Source organism: Methylomonas sp. DH-1 (genome assembly GCF_046097555.1).
Taxonomy (GTDB): Bacteria; Pseudomonadota; Gammaproteobacteria; order Methylococcales; family Methylomonadaceae; genus Methylomonas; species Methylomonas koyamae.
The window spans coordinates 3,216,785-3,239,134 of sequence record NZ_CP143089.1 but is presented as its reverse complement, the minus strand read 5'-3'; the positions used below and the strand labels follow the sequence as shown (position 1 = coordinate 3,239,134).

At 57.1% G+C, this 22,350-nt stretch carries 13 protein-coding genes; 6 read left to right on the top strand and 7 right to left on the bottom strand.

Translation table 11 applies throughout. The features are described from left to right. Window positions 1–63 precede the first annotated feature (63 nt). The 3 genes from VXJ35_RS14685 to VXJ35_RS14675 all read right to left on the bottom strand — a co-directional run bounded on the left by VXJ35_RS14685 (window position 64) and on the right by VXJ35_RS14675 (window position 5,133). A complete protein-coding gene (locus VXJ35_RS14685) occupies window positions 64–525 on the bottom strand; it encodes a hypothetical protein (protein ID WP_157198195.1) in 462 nt (153 codons plus the stop codon). A 115-nt stretch (window positions 526–640) separates the two neighbouring features. After that, window positions 641–2,527 carry a proton-conducting transporter membrane subunit gene (locus tag VXJ35_RS14680; RefSeq protein WP_064022142.1) on the bottom strand — a complete coding sequence of 629 codons (1,887 nt, stop codon included), beginning with the start codon at window positions 2,525–2,527 and terminating at the stop codon, window positions 641–643. Then, window positions 2,524–5,133 carry a YbcC family protein gene (locus tag VXJ35_RS14675; protein WP_064022141.1) on the bottom strand — a complete coding sequence of 870 codons (2,610 nt, stop codon included), beginning with the start codon at window positions 5,131–5,133 and terminating at the stop codon, window positions 2,524–2,526. Before VXJ35_RS14675 ends, VXJ35_RS14680 begins: the two co-directional genes overlap by 4 nt. A gap of 639 nt (window positions 5,134–5,772) precedes the next feature. Between VXJ35_RS14675 and VXJ35_RS14670 the strand changes: the two genes are divergently transcribed. The 6 genes from VXJ35_RS14670 (at window position 5,773) to VXJ35_RS14645 (ending at window position 15,039) form a co-directional block, all read left to right on the top strand. Further along, entirely contained in the window at window positions 5,773–7,419 is a 1,647-nt protein-coding gene (locus VXJ35_RS14670) for a SulP family inorganic anion transporter (RefSeq protein WP_064022140.1), read from the top strand. A 169-nt stretch (window positions 7,420–7,588) separates the two neighbouring features. After that, complete coding sequence (locus tag VXJ35_RS14665) at window positions 7,589–8,305, top strand: DUF2490 domain-containing protein (protein WP_082880939.1); 717 nt, start codon at window positions 7,589–7,591, stop codon at window positions 8,303–8,305. 191 nt (window positions 8,306–8,496) lie between these two features. Further along, entirely contained in the window at window positions 8,497–9,231 is a 735-nt protein-coding gene (locus VXJ35_RS14660; RefSeq protein ID WP_054761158.1) for a hypothetical protein, read from the top strand. Between the two features lie 269 nt (window positions 9,232–9,500). Continuing rightward, window positions 9,501–9,797: an antibiotic biosynthesis monooxygenase gene (locus VXJ35_RS14655; RefSeq protein WP_064022139.1), complete on the top strand. Its 297-nt coding sequence runs from the start codon at window positions 9,501–9,503 to the stop codon at window positions 9,795–9,797. 2 nt (window positions 9,798–9,799) lie between these two features. Beyond that, window positions 9,800–10,996, top strand: coding sequence for an iron-containing alcohol dehydrogenase (locus VXJ35_RS14650; protein ID WP_064022138.1), 1,197 nt, complete (start codon window positions 9,800–9,802; stop codon window positions 10,994–10,996). A gap of 365 nt (window positions 10,997–11,361) precedes the next feature. After that, window positions 11,362–15,039, top strand: a complete 3,678-nt coding sequence (locus VXJ35_RS14645; RefSeq protein WP_197495846.1) for an EAL domain-containing protein — start codon at window positions 11,362–11,364, stop codon at window positions 15,037–15,039. A 69-nt stretch (window positions 15,040–15,108) separates the two neighbouring features. Here VXJ35_RS14645 and VXJ35_RS14640 read toward each other — a convergent pair whose 3' ends face one another. From VXJ35_RS14640 to VXJ35_RS14625, 4 genes are all read right to left on the bottom strand, one after another. Continuing rightward, window positions 15,109–17,283: a CHASE2 domain-containing protein gene (locus VXJ35_RS14640; protein WP_064022136.1), complete on the bottom strand. Its 2,175-nt coding sequence runs from the start codon at window positions 17,281–17,283 to the stop codon at window positions 15,109–15,111. A gap of 176 nt (window positions 17,284–17,459) precedes the next feature. Continuing rightward, window positions 17,460–17,945, bottom strand: coding sequence for a hypothetical protein (locus tag VXJ35_RS14635; RefSeq protein ID WP_157198194.1), 486 nt, complete (start codon window positions 17,943–17,945; stop codon window positions 17,460–17,462). Window positions 17,946–17,988: 43 nt separating this feature from the next. Further along, entirely contained in the window at window positions 17,989–21,435 is a 3,447-nt protein-coding gene (locus tag VXJ35_RS14630; RefSeq protein ID WP_197495844.1) for a FecR domain-containing protein, read from the bottom strand. A 170-nt stretch (window positions 21,436–21,605) separates the two neighbouring features. Continuing rightward, window positions 21,606–22,271, bottom strand: a complete 666-nt coding sequence (locus VXJ35_RS14625) for a Crp/Fnr family transcriptional regulator (protein ID WP_064022134.1) — start codon at window positions 22,269–22,271, stop codon at window positions 21,606–21,608. Window positions 22,272–22,350: the final 79 nt, after the last annotated feature.

Genomic DNA, 22,350 nt, shown 5'->3' with positions numbered 1-22,350 from the left:
CGGCCGGCCGCCACGGTATAGAGGCGGCCGCGACCGGATTACAATCGATACGAAAAGGCGGAATTAGCGGCGTTCTTTGGAGGTGACCTCGCCCTTGTCGTTGACCGCTATCCGCCATTTGCCATTGGCGGAGTCGATCAACAATTCGTATTCTTCGCCTACGCCGTTCGGATTCACCACCAGCTCGGCTTTTTCGATGCGCGAATCCGGAAAATTGGCCTTGACGGTTTCGGTGACCATCGGCGGGACTTGTTGCGGATTTTCCAATACCAGTTCGCCGGTAAACAATGCGCCGTTGGAACGGAACAATTCATGCAGAACTTGGCCTTCCGCATCCTTGAAACTGACTTCCAGCAATTGTTGGCCGAAATGGGTTTCCAACTGGCCTTGCATATCGGTTGCCTGCGGATGGCGTTTCAGGACGCTGGCCCTGACCTTGTCCGAAACCGGCGCCTCTTGCGCCAAAGCCTGGCTCGCGGCGCCGCTCAAGGCAAGTGCCAGCATAACGGTTGGAAATGTACGCATGTATCCTCCTGTGAAATTATTATCGTGTGCAGGCCACGTTGATGGCCGATTGATTCATGGCGCGCAAAGGGCGCGCCTAGCACCACATTAATGCCATGATTGGCCGATAAAGTCACTAGGCGGATTCGTGCGCCTGGCTGCAAACCTCGCTGGGGCGGCCCATGCATAATCTGACGAAGACGCGGGCGGCGGCGATGCCGTTGACGACGAAGGCCAGCGTGATGGGCAGAGCAAACCACGGATGCAGCCGGGTAGCGTCGGCCAATAACAGGTCTTCGCCCAGAAACGCCGGCGTGATCGGGAAGCCGACTAAACCCAGAAAACTCAGAAACAGCAGCAAAGAAGCCCGCGGTCGGGTCTCGGCCATGGCCCGGTAGCGGAATGGCTCCTCGGCGAAGTTTTCCTGCGCCAGCATTCGGCGCAATACCAATACCCCCAATAGCCAGGACGGCAGCACGCCGCTCAGGAACAGCAACACGTCGCCGTAAACCGCTGGATCCATCATCCACACCGCAATTCCGGCCAAGCCGCAACTGGTCGCGATCGCGTTCCAGACTTTGAACGGACTGTGTTTTTGGCTGAATGCGCTCAGCGAGGCTACCACCATTGCCACGGAGATAGGGATCGACAAATAGCCGCGATCGAACCAGGTTTCGTTTTCGCCGAGTACGATCAAACCGAGCAAACCGACGATGCTGAAATACCTGAATGCAGGCCTGACCTGGTTCATGCGGGCGCCGATTTGCTTCAGCGGGTCCCACAAGGTCGAACGTACCAAGCGTTCCAGATTGCCTTCCTGCAATGCGAACACATACAGCGTGTTTTGCAGCACCGCCGGCAAGGTGTCGCGGATGGAGTTGGGCAGAAATTCCCGCATCGCGCTGGGTTTGATGACGAAGTCGGTATCGACCGAGCCTTCCACCCGCAGCAAATGGGCGACGATAGACGGCGACACCAGCAACTGGTAGCAACGCAGGAAGGCGTTGCCGAGGAAATGCACCAGAACCAAGGTTTCCAGGCCCAGCGACAATTCCATGAACATGAAGCCAACCTGGGTGATCGAGGCGTAGGCGACCTGGCCTTTGATATTGGATTGGGTTTTTTCGGACAGATTGGCGATTACGACGGTCAGCAAGCCGATCACCAACACCATGGTGCGCGGCAAATAATGGTAGGTCCAGATCGGCATGGTGCGTAACAATAGGAAAACGCCCAAATGGATCGATAACGCACCGTAAAAAATCGCACTGGACGGCGTCGGCCCTTCCATCGCCCGCGGCAACCAGAAGCAGAACGGGAATTGCGCCGATTTGCCGGAGGCGGCGATGACGATCAGCCAGGACAACACCAATAGCGACGCGTAACCGGCCGGCGGCATTGCAGCGTGCTGGAACAAATTGGCCAGTTGGCTGAAATGCTGGCTTTCGTGAAACAGCAAATGGCTCATCCAGGCGCCAAGCAGCAAGCCAACGTCGCAGAAGCGGTAAATGCTGTAAGCGCGCAAGGCATTGCGGATCGGCTGCGGCCGGTGCCGGTAAAAGGCGATCAACAAAAACGACGAAACCCCGACGATTTCCCAGCCGGCGAACAGCATGTCGATCGAACCGGACAGAATCACCAGATTCAAACCGAACGCAAAACCGAAGATCGTCAGGAAGAAACGTTTGTAACCAGTTTCGCGGTGTAGATAGACCCGGCAATAACGCACGATAATCGAGAAAATCAGCCAGGCGCAGAATAAATACACCGCGCTGATCCGGTCCAGATAAAACAGAATCGGAAAGCGGTAGCCGCCTTGCGCGTACAGATCGAACCAAACCAATTCGTGAGCCGGAAAACCGGCAACCGCCCAGGCAACCAACAGGCTCAGCACGCTGGCGCCCTTCACGCGGCTGGTCCACAGGCTGATCGTCGAAATGCGCTGCTCGCTGCTGCCGAATAGCAATATCAGCAGCATACCGAGCAGCGGAAAGAACAAACAGGCCAACATCAAGCCGTTCATACGTGCCTCCCTAACAATTGGTGTACCGGAATCGTCGCGGTTTTACCGACGATGATTTTTTCCGAATGCGCTGCGGCCGGGGGTTGCACGCTCTCCGGCAGTTCGATGCTTTCCCAGCCGTGTCTGGTGTACAACTTCATGTCGTGGCTGGCGGGGTCGTAACTGGCCAACCGGATCCATTCGCCGTCCAGCCACTGCCTCAAACCGCCGATAGCGGCCAAGGCTTTATCCACAGTGCCGGTGGCTTGTTCGATAATCATCAGCAGCCGGGCCGGTTCGTGGACTTCGATCATCTGCGACGGCAAGCCGGTACGCAAATCGCCTTCGACGCCGTTGGCGACGCCCAGCAAGCCGATCACGTTGTGCGGCAGCTTGGTGCCGGCGCCGTACACCGAATTGTCGATCCGCGAAAACAAATATTCCAAGTTGATGCCGCCGCAGACCGGAATGATCGCGGACAGAATCTTGGCCAGGATTTCGCCTTTGGCGTCGCTATCCGGAGCGTAGGAATGCAGAAACGAGCGCCGGTCCATAAACAAGTGCCGGCTCAGTTCGCGGCGGCCAACCAAGCAATACAGGTTGTTGGAATGGTTGTATTCCGGGCGCGGTTCGAAAATTGACGAGGCGCGGGCCACCACGTGTTGGTGGGCTTCCTTATTCGAATGCGATTGCGGACCCAACTCGAACCAACGGCAGCGTTCGCGCGCGTTGCGCAACAGGGCATGGTGCATGTCGTGCTTGAAGGCGTGCAGCGTTTTATGGTCGCGGTGCAGATAAGTATTCGGATCGAAATAAGTGATTTCGTCGCGGCTGGTGTTATGCAATGCCGGCACGAAATAAGTGTCGGCCGGGATGTCGATACCGCGTTCGCGCAGAATGTCCCGTACCGGTTGTTGATTCGCCATCCAGGCGAAGGCGCGGGCATTCGGCGCTCCCGGTTTGCCGGCGCAGGCCCCGCAATCGTAAGCGGCGAAATGTGGATTGTTCACGCTGCTGGAACCGTGGGCGACGATGACGACCAGCGGCGCGAAATCTTTGGTCAAGCCGATATTGCGCAACAGGCCGCCGACCCGGTCGGCCATTTCCGGAAAGGAAAAGCCCAGCAAATAGCCTTCCGGCGTCGGTTCGTCGGTCTCGCGCAGCAGGTGCAAGTGGCTATGGGCTTTGACTTCGCTGAGCTGTTCGATGTTGAGCAGGCCGGCGCCGGGACGGAACACGTTCCAGGCCAGGCGCGCCGCGTAACCGAGACCCAAGGTCTGAGTAAACAGCCAGCCGCGCAGCATCGAATGCGCCGTAAAATGCAGGCTGGACAGCTTGCCGGTTTTGGGTTTGGTTTCGGGTTGGTTTTCCGCCGCTTCGACGATCAAATGCTTGGGCGTAATCGCGCTCGGGCATTGTGCCACCGGATACACGTCGTCCAGGCCCTGGTACAGGAAATCGATGCCGAAAAAACCGACGGCGCCGAAAGTTTGAATCGCCGGATTGGTTTCTTCCAGATGCCGGCGTAACGAACATTCGCGGTCGTCGATGCAAAACAGGGCCTGGGCTTGGACGGGCGACTTGGCGGTTTGGCTGGGGCCGGGCCCCGGCTGGCGTTTGATGGCTTGCAGCAATTCGCTGTGCAGCGACCATTCCATGGCCTCGTGCCAGACTTTCAACCGCAACGGAACCTGGGTCCGCATCGCGCCGCCGTTGAAGCGCGGTACCGTGTCCAATTGTTTCAACCCGGCAATATTGCCGAAATTGACACCGCGTTTTTTCCGCAAGAATGCCAGTTCGCAAGCCAGTTCGAATGCGATCAATTGCTTCAACGAAATGTCGCGGCGGGCCAGCAAGGTTTGCGGATTCAGCTCGATCAATCTGACCATACCGGACCAGCCGGGATGGCCGAGCAGCATTTCCAGAAGGTACTGTTCGTACCAAGTTTCGACGCCGACCATGCGTTGCAAACAGTGCAGAATGACTTGATCCGGGCCGAGGGTGAGCAGGTCGCGTACGTTTTTTTCTTGAAACGGATACAACGGCAACAGGCTGTTCTGGGTTAAGCGCAATATGCAGTCCCAAAAACTCTCGTCTGCTTTCGGCAAACTCCAGCGGCTGATGCCCTGGTCCAGGAAGTTGGCCAGCAAACGGAACAGGACCGGATGCACCAGCGCATTCAAATCCACTTCCAAGCGGTTCAACCAGTGGGTGCGGATACCGTGGTTGGCCAGAGAAATCGGTGGGTAATGGCTTTGCTTGTCTGCACTAAACAGGCTGTCGCGCAGCGCTTGGCGTTGGCTGCCGTTCACGCCGGACCGTTGCAAAGCCCAGTCGATGGCATGGTCGCTAATACGACCTTCGCGGTAGCGGTTTTGGTAATCCGATAGCGGCAAATAGCTGCGCGCGCCGAATATTTTCGCCGCCAGCGCGACGCCTTCGTGAAACGGCAGGTGTTGTACCGCATGTAAGGTATTGTGGTGGATGAAGTCTTTCAGCGGGCCTTGCGTCGGCAACCAGTGCGAAACGCTGTCGATGGCGCGATTCAGGTCGAAACCGCGATCTCGGCGGTCGGAGTGGCTGTCGTTCGACTCCGCCGCATGATGGGTATGGCTAACCAGTTCCATGTACTAAACCTCGTTGGTCAAAAGAGCTTTCTACGGTTACCGGAGAGTTCAGCCTGCTGGCGGTAGCCGATGAATTGCAAGCCGGCCGGATTGGCCGGACGCGGGCCAATCTCGGCAACTGAAAACCGGAGCTTGGCCGCAACCGAGCCAATCCAGGCGGGGATGCTGATTAAGGCCTAGCATGGCGCGTGCCATTTATAGGTGTTTGATTTATATTGTGTTTATTTGGCAGTGACTTGCGGGTGGTGCAAAAAACGGATGTGGATGGTTTATTTGAACCAATCGGCGCCGAATTAACGGTGGCGCGGTTCGGTTCGCCGGCTTGCGCATGGTTTAGATCGCCGAGAGTTTTAATGAGATACCAATTGGGAAGCTAATTTGGTGTTGCGCTGCGAGCGAGTCGGCGTGTCAGCGCCAAAGCGATCGCCGATGCCCAACTGCGGTCGGGTACGGGTGGATTTCAACCAAAATACGGGTTTGTATAAACCACTGCCCGGCCGCGCTGGGCGGCATTCAGGTTTGCAGATGCCGATCTGAGCGGGTTCGCGCCGGGAGAATCGGCGGGTTTGGCAGCGTTTGGCATTGGGTGGCATGGTTCTTGTTTGAAACAGGTTTTCCAAACTCGAACGAGCGCTATTTATGTCCCAAGTATCTCAGCTTGTGTTGCCGAAAACCGGTATTCCCGGCCTGGTCGAAAACTGGCGTAGCGATTTGCTTTCCGGTTTTCTGGTGTTTTTGATTGCGTTACCGCTCTGTCTGGGCATCGCGATGGCGTCGGGCTTTCCGCCGATGTCCGGCATCATCAGCGCCATTGTCGGCGGCGTGGTCGTCTCCCGCATCAGCGGTTCGTATGTGACGATCAACGGGCCGGCGGCCGGCTTGATCGTGGTCATCGTCGATGCGGTGCAGTCGTTGGGGCAGGGCGACGCGATGGCCGGCTACCGCTACACCTTGGCGGCGATCGTCGTTGCCAGCGTATTGCAGATTCTGCTCGGCGTGTTCAAAGCCGGCAAACTCAGTGCTTTTTTTCCCAGTTCAGTGGTTCATGGCATGTTGGCGGCCATCGGCATCATCATCATGGCCAAGCAAGTTCATACCTTGCTGGGCGTGAAGCCGGAAGCCAAAACCCTGCTCGGCACGATTGCCGAGATCCCGCATTCGATCATCGAAATGAACCCGGAAGTGTCGTTGATCGGTCTGTGCGGATTAGCCTTGCTGATCGTCTGGTCCGTGATCAAACAACCGACTCTGAAAATGATCCCGGCGCCGTTGCTGGTGGTCATGGTTGGCTTGGCGTTGGGCCAATACTTCGATTTGGACCATATCCACCAATACCTGTTTTTACCGGAAGCCGAAATCCTGCCGCACCACCAATACACAATAGGCCCGACCTTTTTGGTGGCGGTGCCAGAGAATTTCATGTCCGGCTTTTATTTTCCGGATTTTGCCAAAATCGCTACCTCCGAGTTCTGGGTGGCGGTCGTGACGATTTGGCTGGTCGGTAGTCTGGAAAGCCTGTTGAGCGCATCGGCGGTGGACAAACTCGATCCTTACAAACGCAACTCCAATCTGAATCGCGACTTGGCCGCGGTCGGCGTCGGCAACCTGATCGCCGGTTCCGTCGGCGGCCTGCCGATGATCGCCGAAATCGTGCGTAGCTCGGCCAATATCAACAACGGCGCTAAAACCGGCTGGGCCAATTTTTTCCACGGTTTGCTGCTGTTGACCTTTGTGGCCTTGTTTCCACGCTTAATTCACGAAATTCCATTGTCTTCTTTGGCGGCATTGCTGGTTTTCACCGGTTTCCGGCTGGCGTCGCCGAAAGAATTCGCCAAAACCTTGTCGGTCGGTTTGGATAATTTCGTCGTGTTCGTGATTACCATCATCGGCGTTATCGCGACCGATTTGCTGGTCGGCGTCGCGATCGGTATCGTCGCCGAATTGCTGATCCACATGACCCGCGGCTTGAAACCGGGCAACGTGTTTTCGTTGGCGTACCACGTGCAGCAAACCGATCCGCGCAGCTACCATATCGCGGTCAGCGGTGCGGCGGTGTTCTCCAACTTCATCAGTTTGAAAAGTATGCTGGCCGACTTCCCGCAAGGCGAAAATCTGTTTTTCGATCTGACCGACGTCGAATTGATCGACCACACCGTGATGGAGTTTATCCACCACTACGCGGAAGAGTATCGCCACGCCGGCGGCAAATGCGAAATCGTCGGCCTCGACGATCATCACAGCTATTCCGACCACCATCTAGCGGCGCGGCGCAAGCTCAGCGTTTGACGAGCTAACCTTCCGGAGCCGCCTGTTTTTTGGGGCGGCTCCGGAGCATCATTGGCCGCCGGGCCAAACCATAATCACCGCAGACAATACTCCCGAGCCGACCCCGGATCGGCCGGCTATGCCCGAGATTTGCCTGCCAAAAACCGGAACTCGATCTCGGAGCAAAGCGATGACGCGCATTTTCTACTCAGGTAAGGTTTTAAAAATACTGTTGTTCGCCTTCACGGCCGCCGGTGCAGCGGCGCATGGCGGCGAGTTAGCCGAAGATACCGGCGCCTGGCTGCAAATCGTCGGCGAAGGCAGCTTGAAAGCGGTCGATCCGGCGTTGGCAAAAGGTCGGGTCTGGCTGGAAGGCCAGTCGCGCTTCGACGGTAACTGGGGCCATTGGTACCAGGGCATGGTGCGTTCCGCGGTGGGTTATTCGCTGAGCGACCGGGCCACGATCTGGGCCGGTTACACTTGGCTGCCGACCCAGAACATTGGCAAGCCTTATATCGCGCAACAGGATATTTGGCCGGCGTTCCGCTACATCCTTCCGACCGAAATCGGCACCTTCACCTTCCGCACCATGTGGGAGACCAATTTCCTGCGCGGCGACCAAGTCCGCGAGCGGCCGCGGCAGATGGTCAAATTCATGCATCCGTTCGATTTCGAACCGCGGCTGAGCTTCATCGCCTGGGACGAAGCGTTTTACCGGGTCAATAGCACCGACTGGGGCGGTAAATCCGGCTTCGACCAAAACCGGGCCTTCAGCGGTATCGGTTGGAATTTCGACAAAAATGTGCGGGCCGAACTGGGTTATTTAAACCAATACCTCGACGATGCCAACCACCGCGACGCCAAGATGCACCATTTGGGCATGGCGTCGTTGTTCGTCAATTTCTGAACGCTTGGCGGAGGATGAAGCATTTTTTTCTGTACAGAACTTGAACTTTTTCGGTACGACTCCATCTTAACGAATGCCGTAGCCGTTCCTCCCAGGGGGCGGCCGCGGTTTGTTTCTTCCTTAGAACCTCGTGGCTCCTGCCTGGACCGGTACGCATTGCGACTGGTCCTTTTTTTTGTTCGGCGATTGTTATGGCTAAAACTTACCTGCGCTTTCGGGATATTTCCACCAGCGAAAAAATCTTGAATACCGTATTTCTGTTGACGATAGGCCTGGGTTACTTGATGGCGCTGGTCAATTTGTATTACACCCACCAGGGGCGGGACGGCAAACGCGGTTTGTCGATAGACGATATCGTCATCATGTATCACGGTTCGACCACCCAGTCCAGGCTGGGGGCGGCCATCAACGGCATTATGGAGCCGAACTTAAAGTACAAAAGCGACAAGGAAACGATTTTGAAATGGATACAGGACGGTGCCGAACGCCAGGCCTACGAGCAAACCGTGGCGCCTATCCTGAACCGGGATTGTATCCATTGCCATAACCCGGTGGCCAACCCCAGCCTACCCAACCTGACCGAATACGCCGGCGTCGCCGAAGTTGCCCACAAAGGCGGCGCCTCGGTACCGGCCTTGGTCCGGGTGTCGCACATCCATTTATTCGGCATCGCCTTTATCCTGTTTTTTATCGGTAAAATCTTTTTGCTGTGCGATATGAATATCTACGTCAAACGGGTGGCGTTGGTCATCCCGTTTTTCGCGATGTTGATGGACGTACTGTCCTGGTTCGTCACCAAACACATTTCCGAGTTCGCTTACGTCGTCGTGCTCAGCGGTGCCTTGATGGGTTTGTCGATGGGCGTGCAAATCCTGATGAGCGTCTACCAGATGTGGTTTTACCCGAAATCGCCGCTGAAATCTTAGCCGGCGCCGCTTGCATCGCTTTGCCGGCTTCGCCTATGCTGCCGGCTTTTCAACCCGATAAGGAATCCGGACCTTAATTTTTAGCCGTCAGAGTTCGAGACCATGCCGCGATGGCCGCCGGCTGGCGGACACCCGGTTCGAGGTCCCGGCCAAAGAATTGAAAGGCGTTTCAGCTATATTTTCGAGTGCTGAGCCAAGCTTATGGCCGTATAGGGGCCGGGGCGGAGACAAAACGCCGCGGTTTACTTATCCATTGCCCAGGAATCGTTATGCACGTCACGTTAGTCCACGTTCACGTCAAACCCGAACACATCGACGACTTCATCGCCGCCACCCGCCTGAACCATCTGGCTTCGGTGCAGGAGGCCGGCAACCGCCGCTTCGACGTCCTGCAAGTGCCGGACAATCCCAGCCAGTTTCTGTTGTACGAAGTCTACGCCACGGCCGAAGACGCCGCGGCCCACAAACAAACTGCGCATTATCTGGCTTGGCGCGACACGGTCGCCGACTGGATGGCGCAGCCGCGCCAGGGCGTGCCTTACAAAGCCTTGTTTCCGGAGGCTTGAGCATGCAAAGTTTCAAACCGTTTTACATCGCTCGCTTGCCGCGGATTTTGTTCGGCCGCGGCCGTTTAAACGAAGCGCCGGCCTTGATCGCCGGCTACGGCCGCAAGGCCTTGCTGGTGACCGGCAAGCAATCGTTTTTCGGTACGCCGCGTTGGCAAAGTTTTATTGATGCGTTGGCTGGGCATGGCGTCGAATGGCGGCATTGCACGGTGTCCGGCGAACCGTCGCCGCAATTGGTCGACGATACGGTCAGCCGATTCCGCAGCGAGAACATCGAAGTCGTCGTTGCCATCGGCGGCGGCAGCGTGTTGGACGCGGCCAAGGCCATCGCCGGCTTGCTGCCCTGCGGCGATTCGGTGATGGATTATCTGGAAGGCGTCGGCCGCAACAAAACCTATCGCGGCCCCAGCACGCCGTTCATCGCCGTGCCGACCACCGCCGGCACCGGCAGCGAAGCCACCAAGAATTCGGTGCTCAGCGTGCAAGGCCCGGACGGCTTCAAAAAATCGTTCCGCGACGAATGCCTGGTGCCGGAATACGCCATTCTCGACCCGGATTTGCTGGCGACTTGCTCGCCGGCATTGATCGCCGCCGACGGCATGGACGCCTTGACTCAATTGCTGGAATCCTACGTCTCGGCCAAGGCCAATCCGTTCACCGACGCGCTGGCCTGGAGCGGCATGCAAGCGGTCAAGTCAGGTTTCTTCGCGGCCTGGCGCGGTGAAGAACCGGATGCCGGCGAGGGCAGGGCGGCGATGGCCTACGCGGCGCTGTTGTCCGGCATCACGCTGGCCCAAGTCGGCCTGGGCTCGGTACACGGCCTGGCTTCGCCGCTCGGCGCTTTCTTCCCGATCCCGCACGGCGTGGTCTGCGGCACACTGGTCGCCGCGGCCACCGAAGTCAACATCCGCGCCATGCAAGCCCGCGAGCCGGCCAATCCGGCGCTGGCCAAATACGCCCAGGTCGGCCGCCTGCTAAGCGGCGAAAACGGCCTGGACGACCAACAAGCCCGCGATGCCTTGATCGTGCTGCTGGCCGAATGGAGCGACACCTTGCAACTGGAGCGGCTCGGTGCCTACGGCATCGCCGAATCCGACTTCCCCCACATCGTTGCCAATGCCCGCGGCAGCAGCATGCAAACCAATCCTATCGTGCTGACGGATGCGGAGATTGAGGCGGTTTTGGCGAGGCGGGTTTGATTGGTCTGCCAAGCATATCGGTGGGCGATTAGGTTTTTAGCTTCGGCAGAATGAGCGGCTTGTTTAGTGATTGTTGCGAGCGTGGCGCTTATGCAGATACTGTCGCCACCGTAATAGCCAATTTAGTTCGTTTCGAACAAACTCAGCAAACGCTAGCTCGTGAAATTCCGTTACATTTGTCAGGTTAATCTGCCCTTGCGGTCAGTAGCGGAGTGGTATGATGTAGGCATAGACTTACAAAATATTGAATGCTTTGGGCCGCAACCCCGCCGCAATTAACCGATTAATGTTCACGATCCGCTTTGCCTCTCACTAGAAACCCCTGTTATTTCCCGAGTTTAGCTTGGCTTGGCCGCTCCTTGTTTTTGAGCGTCTGTTACTTTTCGTTGGGGGCGGCCGGCTTGGAGCTGGCGATTGCTCCCGGTTATGCATCGGCGGTGTTTCCGGCGGCCGGTGTGGCGTTCGGCGCGGTGTTATGTTCGGGATACCGGATGTTGCCCGGCGTCGGTTTCGGTTCGCTGGCATTGAACTTGTGGGTCGCCGGCCGGCACGGGAGTTTGGACCAAGACGGCGTTTGGGTGGCCGCGGCCATCGGCTCGGGCGCGGTTTTGCAGGCCTTTGCCGCGGCAGCGTTGGTCAAACGCTTTTTAAAAGACGCCTGGCACGTGCTGGATACCGATAAGCATATCCTGTTGCTGTTGTTGTTGGCCGGGCCGCTGAGTTGCCTGGTTTCGGCTTCGGTCGCCAATCTGGCATTGGCCGGATTCGGCGTAATCTCGCGCGGCGAATTACTGTTCAACTGGTGGAACTGGTGGATCGGCGATTCGATCGGCACCTTGCTGTTCGGGCCGATGGCGATGATCGTACTGCAACGGCAAAACCGGATCCGGCAAGCCCGGATCAAATTTGTGGCGCTACCTGCACTGACGATTACCGCCGGTATTGTCGCCGCCTTTATTTACGTGTCGCATACCGAAACCAACCGGATCAAGCAGGAAATTTCCGCTTACGGCTCCTCTCTGAACATCCGGTTGCAAGCCAAGTTGCTCGCCTACGGCGATTTGGTAGAGTCGATCTCCAATCTGATTTATGCCTATCCGCGTTTGACCTTTGCCGACTTCGAGCGCTTTACCAGGCTCAGTTTTGCCGAACATCCCGATCTGCAGGCCTTGAGTTGGAACCCGGTGGTTCGCTACCGGGATAAAGCCGATTTCGAAGCGGCGATGCGGAACGAATTGCACTTGCCCGACATGCGCATCAGCCAACGAGACGCGTCGGGAAAGCTGGTTCCGGCCGACGAGCGCGAGGCTTATGTCGCCGTGCGCTACATCGCGCCGCTGGACAAGAACCGTTTGGCGCTGGGTTACGATATTGCGTCGGACGAATTGAGGCATGCCGCAATCGCCGAGGCGGTCAGTCGTAACGAACTGACCGCGTCGGCGCCGTTACGCCTGGTACAGGAAAGCGGCGTCAGCAGCGGGGTATTGCTGCTGCATCCGGTTTATGCCGAAGCTGCGCAGGCCGCGGCCGGCCCATTCGGGCCGAAAACTCCCAGCGGCTTTGCCGTCGGCGTGTTTCGGATCGAGGATATGTTGCAGCATCAATTGGCAGCATCGTTGCCTTACGGACTGGCTTTTAGGCTGGAAGACAACGGTGCGCCGGCCGACAACCGAGTGCTGTACCGTTACGGTGCCCCGGCCGAAGCGGATTTGGCCGAATTTAGCTGGAGCGGCGAAATTCCGTTCAACGGCCGGACATGGTTGGCCACTGTTTATCCGACTCGGGAATTCATGGCGGCCAACCGTTCGCTGCTGGCCTGGACCGTGTTGGCGGCCAGTTTGATCTTGGTCAGTTTGTTTCAGGCCTTGTTATTAGCCATCACCGGCCGCAACGCGGCAATCGAACGCCAGGTCGACAGGCAAACCAAGCAACTTCGCAACGAAAGCGAAAAAAATATCGCGTTATTGCATAACGCCAGCGACGGCATCCATATCCTGAACGCCGAAGGTAACGTGATCGAAGCCAGCAATTCGTTTTGCGAGATGCTGGGTTATCGGCGGGACGAAGTGATCGGTATGAACCTGTGCCGCTGGGACGCCCGGTTCGCAAATGCCGACCAGTTGCTTGCGGCGCTGAGGACGCAATTCGAAAATCAGGCCCGCTACCAAATCGAGACCATGCACCGGCGCAAAGACGGTTCCGTTTTTCACGTCGAAGTCAGCGGCTACCCGCTGGAATTGGACGGAAAACCGGTGTTGTTCAATTCGTCCAGAGATATTTCGCAGCGCAAGCAAGCGGACGCCGAATTGCGCATCGCCGCGGTGGCCTTCGAATCGCAGGAGGGCATGGTCGTGACCAATGCCGACGGCGACATCCTGCGGGTCAATCGGGCGTTCTCTGCCATTACCGGTTACGAGGATGCCGAAGTGATAGGCAAAAACTCCCGTCTGCTGAAATCGGGCCGGCAGGGGGCGGAGTTTTACCAGGCGATGTGGACCGCGATTGCCGAAACCGGATCGTGGAGCGGCGAGATCTGGAACCGGCGCAAGTCCGGCGAAGTTTATCCGGAGTTGCTTACGATTACCGCGGTGAAAGACAGCGCCGGCAACCTGACCCATTACGTCGCCGCGCATACCGACATCACCCATAGCAAGGCCGCCGCGGAAAAAATCGAGCGATTGGCGTTTTACGATCCGTTAACCAGCCTGGCCAACCGCCGCCTGCTGTTGGACCGGCTGAAACAGGCGCTGGTCGCCAGCGCCCGCAGCGGCTTGGGCGGCGCCTTGCTGTTTCTGGATTTGGACAATTTCAAAATTCTGAACGATACGCTGGGCCACGATGTCGGCGATTTATTATTGCTGCAAGTGGCGGAACGGCTGAAACTTTGCGTTCGGGAAGGCGATACCGTCGCCCGCCTGGGCGGCGACGAATTTGTCGTAATGTTGGAAAATCTGAGTGCGGAGGGCGTCGAAACGGCTGCTGTTGCCAAGCAGGTAGCCAACAAAATCTTGCTTACCCTGAACCAGCCCTACCGGCTCGGCAAGCACCAGCACCGCAGTACGCCGAGTATCGGCATCAGCCTGTTCAATCAGGCCGCGCGGGCGCAACAAGCCGAAGAGTTGTTGAAACAGGCCGACATCGCCATGTACCAAGCCAAGAAAACCAGCCGCAATACGCTGTGCTTTTTCGACCCGATGCTGCAGATTGCGATCGAAAAACGCGCCGCACTGGAGCGTGCCTTGAGCCATGCCGTAGCGGCCGGCCAGCTCGAACTGTATTACCAGATTCAGGTGTTGGCTTCCGGGACGGCGCTCGGCGCCGAGGCGTTGATTCGCTGGCGCCACCCGGAGCAAGGTTTGCTGCTGCCGTCCCAATTCATCCCGATTGCCGAGGAGTCCGACCTGATAATAGAGGTTGGCCGCTGGGTCATCGAAACCGCCTGCGCCCATTTGGCAGTGTGGCAATCGCATCCGCGCGCCCGCGAATTGACCTTGTCGATCAATGTCAGTCCGCGCCAGTTCCGGCAACGGGATTTTGTCGATCAGGTTAGGGCGGCTTTACGTCGGCATGCTATCCGCCGGCCGGACCTGCTCAAATTGGAACTGACCGAGAGCATGTTGCTGGACGATATCGACGGCATCGTCCCGACCATGGCCGCCTTGAAACAACTGGGCCTGCAAATCTCGTTGGACGATTTCGGTACCGGATATTCTTGTCTGCGTTACTTAAAAAGCTTGCCAATCGACCAATTGAAGATCGACCAATCGTTCGTACGCGATATCGTGACCGACGCCAACGACCGGGCGATTGTCAGTACGGTACTGGCGATGGCGAGCAGTCTGGAGCTGGACACCATCGCCGAAGGCGTCGAAACCGACGAGCAGTTCGATATGTTGTTGCATAAGAATTGCCGCTGCTTCCAGGGCTATCTGTTCGGCAAACCGGTGCCGTTCGACCGCTTCTTCGAGGCGGTCGTCAATCAAAATACCGCCGCGCTTTGCGCGTCAAGGCTGCCGCAAAACCCGCCGGCGGTGATGTCGTAGCGGTTGGCGGCGGCCTGTTTGCCGGGTTCGGGCCGGTTGGTTGATCGCGCAGCTAATCGGCGGCTGCGTTCATTTGGCGTCCAATAAGACCACACCGTTCCAGCGTTCGGGCGGGTTCCGCCGAAACTCCACGGCTTTTTGCAGATAAAACCGGCTGGGGCCGTCGTCGGCGTCAAGCTCCAAGGCGGCTTGTAAGCTCCGGATTGCCTCGGCCCAATCGCCGGCACGAAACGCGGCGAGGCCTTCTGCAAAGCGGCTGTGTGCCGGATTCGGTTCGGCGTCGCCGCGGCCGACGATTTCCACCAATTCCACCGGCTCGCTTCGGCCGATCACGCGGAAGCTGCCGATCGGGCGGCTGACGATGCCTTCCAGTTCCGCCGCGATGCTTGCCGTCGCCAGAATCCGCGTTCCCAACGGCGTATTAACGCCTTGAATCCGCGATGCGGTATTGACCGTGTCGCCGATGGCGCGGTAATGGCTGGTCCGGCCGGCCTCCAGCCGGCCCAGGGTCAGCTCGCCCTGGTGCAGTCCGATTCGAGTCGCCAACGGCGCCAGCGGCGTAGCTTGGTTGAAGGCCTCCACGGCGGCGGCCATGTCCAGCGCCGCCAGACAAGCGAGCAGTTTTTGCTTGGCCGGCGGCAGTTCGCACCAGATCGCCATCATCGCGTCGCCGGTAACGTCGGCAATCATGCCTTGATGGGAAATCACCGGATGGCCCAGTACCTGATAATAGGCGTTCAGCAATTGCCACATTTCCCGCGGCGAATGTTGGGCGGCGATTGCCGTGTAACCGGCAATATCGGTAGCCAGGCACAGGCCGCTAACGTCCCGTTCCGGGCGGGTAGGCGGCAAATGCCGCTCCGCGTGCCAAGCGCCGGGCGCTGCCGGTACGAACGTGGCCCATTGCGGAAACACTTGGCGCACGAAGTTTAATAGGCGTTTGCGTTCGCAGATCAGGTCGTAACGCGACCAGGCCAATGCCAGCAGCCATGACAACGGCAGTTGCACCAATAACGGCCCAGCCAGCGGCAGCCACCAGCGCAACGCGGCAAAGGCATAGACGGCAAATCCGGCGTAGCCCGCGGCCAACAAGGCGCTGGCCAGCAGGCCGCGGCGTTTGCGCCGGCTGTTCAGTAACCCGGCTACGGCCAGGCCGAACGGGCCGGAGACCGTCCAAAACGGTAGCGGGATTTCGATGAATGCAGCTTGGCTCAGGTTAGCGAATTGGGTCGCCATGATCTCAACCCCGGCCATTTTGCCGGTGCGCGAGTCGGAGAATGGCGTCGGGAAAAAATCGGTTTTACCCGGCGAAAACTGGCGGTTGGCGCGGCCGACGAACACCACTTTGTCGCGTAGATCGCCGATTTTGCCGGAGTAGACGTCGGCGTAAGACTCCATGCGCAGCGTTTTCGGCGGGCCGTAATAATTTAGGTAGCGGCTGTCGCCGTCGCATAGCAGTTTGTCGAAATCGGCGCCCAGGCCGGTCGGCGCCGGGCGATCTTCGGCGGCCAGGCAGTCCCGGCGCCGCTCGGTCAGCCAGGCGGAGCCGGATTGGCCGCTGTCGGCGAAAGCGGCGGCCGCTTGCCGGGTGTAAGTCCAGGCCAATACCGGCAGGCTGGGCGCGTCGGCCAGGGCGTCGAAGAAGGTCCAGACTTCGCGCACCTTGCTGTCTTCGGCATCGTTGGCCAGATAAAACGGTGCGCTGTCCAACGCCGCGGCGGCAATCTCAGGCGTCGCCCGGATTTGGCGCATCGCCACCAATTGCTCCGGCAATTCCGCGCCGGTGTCGCCTTCCAGGGCAACGGCGGTTTGTTTGTTGGTTTCCGAGCATTCTTCGCGGCCGAAAAAATCGGCTGCGCCGCGGCGGAATTTCTGCACGCATTCGCCGATCAGCACATTGCCGGCTGCCCGCATTGCAGCCGCTAACGCCGGATCGACCGCCGGGTTGGCGGCGATGAATTGCAGGTCGAATACGACCAGCTTTACGCCTTGCCGCTGCAATTGCTGAATCAGGCGGGCATGGAAGGCGCGCCAGCGCGTCAAGTCCTGGCCGACGCCGCGCTGGTTCTCCGACGCTTCGTCCATCGCAACGATGACCACATGCTCCGGCGCCGGCAGCGGTCCGCGCAGGCGGAATAGGGCGTCTTGGCTGGGGAGTTCCAGGTCAAAGAGCCAATCGAAAACAATACTGCAAAAGAACGCGATTATTCCAATTACTAGCGCCCGGAAACAAGATTGGGACATCAGTCGTCGTTCTAAAAGTTGGTGAATGTGGTTTCTGATGCCTGTTCAAAGCAACAGGAACTGAAAGGCGTGTGGATGGGAGCAAATTCGCATGTTCCGGGTGGTACAAGTCTATGTTTCCACCCGGAAAATTAGATTAGTACGAAATGCTTTGACGCTATATCGCCGTTGTTGAGTTATCTGCCTGGGCGGCGGGGGGTGGTAGTGCAGTTCTCGATTTGTTCGCCGCCGGAATAAACTACGTTACATGTTGAACCTTGATAGAGAGTAGTTACAGTAACCACAAATCGGGCAGGTTTGATATCCCCATTTTTCTTGATTTCTCCCGAAATAGGATTTTTGCTTAGCTCCAACGCGGTTCTAAGAGCAGGATTTTTTTCATCAAGAATCAATTCAACTTCGCATTGCGGTACTTGGTCGGTTTGAGTTGTTGGTTTTTTTGAGGTTTCCTTTGTTGGTCCTACTGGAATGCAAGCCGGAATTTCGTCACCTGTTTCCGGATTGACTGCTACCAATTTAGCAGTGTCGAAATCGATACCGTTTGCTAGGGCTACCCGTTTATCGAGTAGTTGCTGTATGGCTCCGTGAGATGTGCAGCCCAGGATTAGCGTGCTGCTCAAAGCTAATAAGAAACCGCTTTTTTGGAAAGCTTTTTTTTTCATTTTATTTTCCTCGATATTATCAAAAACGCCTCACCTTAATAGTTTAATAAAACAGGCTTAGCTTTACGAAAAGTTGTCTTTCTGGAACGTAGGGGCTGAGTTGCGGTCCGCTGGCATCAAAATTACTCTGATAATTAAATTTGTTGTCAAATAAATTCCTTATTTCAAAATTGATGGTCCCGAACCTTTTCGGAAAACGATATCCGATTGACGTATCGAATGTCCAAAAATCCTCGCTCCGGTATCGTAGTGGCGTACTCAATGAACTCGTCACTTCTGCGGTATGCTGGTTGACGTATGTGCCGCTTATTTTGCCGAACAAACCGCTCGAATGGAATAAATTCAAAGAAATCGGTATTAAGTGAGTGCCTATACTCTGCGGAAAATTGGTAGATGCACTGCCGGCAACAAAACTGCGGTCGATTGTTTCGTAGCGGTACTCCGTCTTGAGTGCTGCCCATTCGGCAACAGTCCAGTAGGCATAAGCCAGATGAGAAGACTCGTTTCGAGCTTGGTTTGAGACAATGCCTCTGCTTACAAACGGTTGGTTACTATCGCGCCAACTGACTTCCCCGCCTAAAAAAACGTTCTTTGCAGCTCGGTAGTCAATTCCGAAACCGTAGCGCCAAGCGTCTGCACTGTTGTTTTCGTCAAAAAATTGGTTGAATCCAGCGATCTGGGTGGGTTCTATAGTCTGGTTTGCGGCCAATCTACGGTTTAGTGTCCTGAACGCTGCACCGCGTAACGTCAAATTTTCTGAGGGGGTCCAAGTGATACCGAACTTTGGATTAAATTGTTGGCGTTTGACCAGGTTTGGAAATGGTTGGAAAGCCTCGGAAGTGCCGTCTGAAAATTGTCGAAGGGAATCGAAACTGCTGATTTGATTATTCACCGAATCGAAGCTTATACCCAAAGTAGTCACAACCCCAGGAATCAATTGGTTCCGCGAATAAATGTAACCATTGAAATGATCGGTGTCCGCCAGTTGTCGGGTGGATGCGTTTATTAGAAAAGGTGGAGGGGCAAAAAAGTTTATGTCGTCGCTAAATTTGAATCGGTTTTCCATATTTAGATACCCGAAGCCAGCGGTTAGGTCGAAATTTTCAGGGTGGAATAAATATTGTAATTCCGTTTGATAGCCTTCGCTTTCGGTTCCGGTTGAAAAGTCCCGGATAAAGCTATTTAGATCATCCAACGAATCGATATAAGTGATTTGACTGGTCGTTACATCTCTCCGCGAAGTGTAAAAAGCGGATGCGATGACATCTTGTTCAGCATCGATTCTATAGTGGCTTCCGATCCGAGCAGTGTCTTGCTTTATGAACTGTCTGAGGGTTTCATCATGAGACCCGTTTAAACGCATTGGCACGTCGCCCGCTCTGACATTTTCAGATTTCAACTCGATCTGTACGTTGATGTCCCGATTGAAAGCATACTGGGCAAACGCATCGTAGATGTTTTGCTGGTAGTCGTCGTTTTGGCGAAAACCGTCGGTTTGGTAATGGAATTGGCCCAGGCTCATCGACAGGTTGTCGTAAACCCCGGAAACGATGGCGCTGTCGGTCTTGGTGTCGCGGCTACCGTAGGCGCCGTTCAAGACGATGTGCGCACCGTTGGCGGTGTAAAGCGGATCGTATTCGTTGACCGATAGGCTGCCGGGGCCGGTGTTATTCAAAATGCCGATGTTTTCGTTGGTCAGTTGCGGTTGCACCGGGGTGATGTTGATCGGCTGCAACAATTGAGCTTGCAACAACTCGCTGGCTCTGGCTACCCTCTGGCCGGCCAAACCTTGGTAAGCGTCGGCCAGATAGCGGTGAGCGGTCGGGTCGGCCGAATTGTAGCCCAGCGCATTCCAGGCTTGTTTCAACGCCACTCTTCCAAAACCCAAGTCGTTGTATATTCTGGCCAAATTCGCGCTACGGGCCGCAGCGTCTTCGTCCAACAGTAATTTGGATCGGTAAACTCCGCGTTTGTCGTTCAATTCCACAGCACGTTGCATATCCGCCAAGGCCTCGACCGGCCGGTTGGTGGTTTGTTTGCGGATGGCGTCGTAGAAATACGGGGTTGGATCGTTCGGGTCGCGTTCCTTGGCCAGCTCGAGTTGGTCGGCGGCCAGCCGGTCGCGGCGTTCTTCATAATAGGCTTTGCCTAAGTAGCTGCGGATCAACGAGTTTTCCGGGTCCAGCACCGCGGCGATTTCCAGTTCCCGCCGGCCCTGTTCCAGGTCGCCGCCGCGGATTTTCGCCAGCCCCAGGCCCAGCCGCGCTAGCGGCGAGCTGGAATCCAGGCGGATTGCGGTTTCGAAGCTACGGCGGGCTTGGTCGATTTCGGTATCGAACAGTTGCGAGAAACCGGCTACGGTCTGCGTGCGTTCCAGGTTCGGATCGAGTTGAAATGCCTTGGCGGCGGCATCGCGGCTTTCGTGGCGCCGGCCCAGCGCCAGTCTCAACTCGGCCAGCCGCGCCCATACCAGCGCGTCTTGCGGCGCCAATGCGGCGGCTCGTTCCGCCGATGCCAGAGCTTGTTCCAAATCGAATTGGCCTTGTTGTACGTAGGACAGGGCCGAATGGGCTGCGGCCGAACCGCTATCGGCGGCAACGGCTTGCTTGGCTAGCGCATCGGCTTCGGCTTTGCGGTTTTGGCTCAGCGCCAGAATCGATTGCAAGGCCAAGGCGTCGGCATCGCCCGGGTTGGCGGCCAGCAGCGTCTGGATATCCTGTAGCGCGGTTTCGGTTTGGCCGACGCTGAGCCGCATTGCGCCGCGGATTTTAAGATACTGCAGGGATTGCCGCTCCGGCGGCAGGGCGGCCAAGGCGGTCAGCGCCAGATCGGTGCGGCCGCGGCGGAATTCCGCAATAGCCGCACGCAAGTCGGGATCGGCGGCTTGGGCCGGTTCCGGATAATTCAGCAAGGGCGGGTAGTACAAGGCCCAATTCACCGCGTCGCGCGGCTTGATGTCGATTTGCGCCCGCGGAGCTTGGCCGAGCAGGGTCTGTCCCGATTCGCCGGGCTGCAGGCGCAGTTCGCCGTAGGCATTGAAAAAACGCACGCCGCCTTCGTAGACCCACAACGAGGCGCTGGCAGCATCGGCTTGCAGCGCAAATTCGGTACCTTCCGGACCGGCGTTCGCCACCGGCGTCGTAATCTGCAATTGCTTTGGCGTGCGGCTGATGAAGTGGACGAAGCCTTTGACCAAATCCAGCAGCGTCGGGTCTTGCTGGCCGATCTTATTCAGCGACAACACGGAGCCGCCGCTCAGGCGCAAGGTAATGCCGCTAGGCAACAATAACGTGGCGCGGCTGTCCGCTTCGACCCGGATGCGGCTGCCCTCGCAAAGCGCTTGGTTCAATTGCGCCGCATGCCAGCGGCCGTGGCCGTCGGGGTCGAAATACAGGCTGCCTTGCAGCGAGACTAAAGTGGCCGATGCCGTTTGGCTGCATGCCGCTGCTGCGTCCGTATCCGCTGAACACAGTTGCGAAAATAAAAACATGAGCCAAATCACAAGACAACGCATTACTTCTCCAGGGTGGCGTTTTCTTTGCAATATAGTCGAAGTGGTCACATTAGCAAGGTAATAATTAACTTGCGAGGACTATGGTTGTTTGCTTTTGGCGCGGTTTTTGGCCGCACATCGGCGCGTCGGATCGGCGGCTCGGTCGCTTACCAGGATGCCGGTGGAGTGTGCAGAATGCGCAGGGTTTTGTCGTCGACGCTGACGTAGCCGCCCTTGGTCAATTCCTTCATTACCTTGTTGATCATCTCCCGCGACGAACCGACCATGGTCGCCAGTTCCTGCTGGGTTGGCCGGTTGTGGATTACGTAGATGTCGCCTTCTTTGTCGGCCATGTCCTGCAGAATTTTGATGGTGCGTTCGTAGACGTTGGATAGCGCCATCTGTTTGACTTTCTCGGTTAAGGCACGGACTTTTTCCGCCAACACGCCCAATAGCTCGATGGCGGCATCCGGGTATTGTTTCAGCCAGTGGATGAAGTCGGCCTTGCCAATCACGCCGCAAACCGTCTTGTCCATGGCTTCGACGCCGGCGGAACGCGGTTCGTTGCTGAGCAGAGCCAATTCGCCGAAGTAGGAGCCGGCTTCCTGGATCAACAAGGTCACCTCTTTGTCCTTGTCGTTACTGCTGAATACGCGGACTTTGCCGGCCAGCACGATGTACATCGAACTGGTATCGTCGCCCTCGGAAATAATCAGGGCTTTTTTGGCAAATTTAACGACCTTGGCGCGCGAGGCCAACGCGGCGAGCGCTTCGTCCGGCATGCCGGACAGAAACGGGATTTTACTGAGACAGGCGAGAACTTCCGATTGCATGGTTGATGAACGCTGTTTTCTAATTATTGTCGGCGGCGCCATAGCGGTTGGTTTGCAGCCAAACGGCTTGGCCTGCGCA

Coding starts and splice junctions, on each gene's coding strand:
- VXJ35_RS14685 (WP_157198195.1), bottom strand. CDS start 525: ATGCGTACATTTCCAACCGTTATGCTGGCACTTGCCTTGAGCGGCGCC.
- VXJ35_RS14680 (WP_064022142.1), bottom strand. CDS start 2,527: ATGAACGGCTTGATGTTGGCCTGTTTGTTCTTTCCGCTGCTCGGTATG.
- VXJ35_RS14675 (WP_064022141.1), bottom strand. CDS start 5,133: ATGGAACTGGTTAGCCATACCCATCATGCGGCGGAGTCGAACGACAGC.
- VXJ35_RS14670 (WP_064022140.1), top strand. CDS start 5,773: ATGTCCCAAGTATCTCAGCTTGTGTTGCCGAAAACCGGTATTCCCGGC.
- VXJ35_RS14665 (WP_082880939.1), top strand. CDS start 7,589: ATGACGCGCATTTTCTACTCAGGTAAGGTTTTAAAAATACTGTTGTTC.
- VXJ35_RS14660 (WP_054761158.1), top strand. CDS start 8,497: ATGGCTAAAACTTACCTGCGCTTTCGGGATATTTCCACCAGCGAAAAA.
- VXJ35_RS14655 (WP_064022139.1), top strand. CDS start 9,501: ATGCACGTCACGTTAGTCCACGTTCACGTCAAACCCGAACACATCGAC.
- VXJ35_RS14650 (WP_064022138.1), top strand. CDS start 9,800: ATGCAAAGTTTCAAACCGTTTTACATCGCTCGCTTGCCGCGGATTTTG.
- VXJ35_RS14640 (WP_064022136.1), bottom strand. CDS start 17,283: ATGTCCCAATCTTGTTTCCGGGCGCTAGTAATTGGAATAATCGCGTTC.
- VXJ35_RS14635 (WP_157198194.1), bottom strand. CDS start 17,945: ATGAAAAAAAAAGCTTTCCAAAAAAGCGGTTTCTTATTAGCTTTGAGC.
- VXJ35_RS14630 (WP_197495844.1), bottom strand. CDS start 21,435: ATGTTTTTATTTTCGCAACTGTGTTCAGCGGATACGGACGCAGCAGCG.
- VXJ35_RS14625 (WP_064022134.1), bottom strand. CDS start 22,271: ATGCAATCGGAAGTTCTCGCCTGTCTCAGTAAAATCCCGTTTCTGTCC.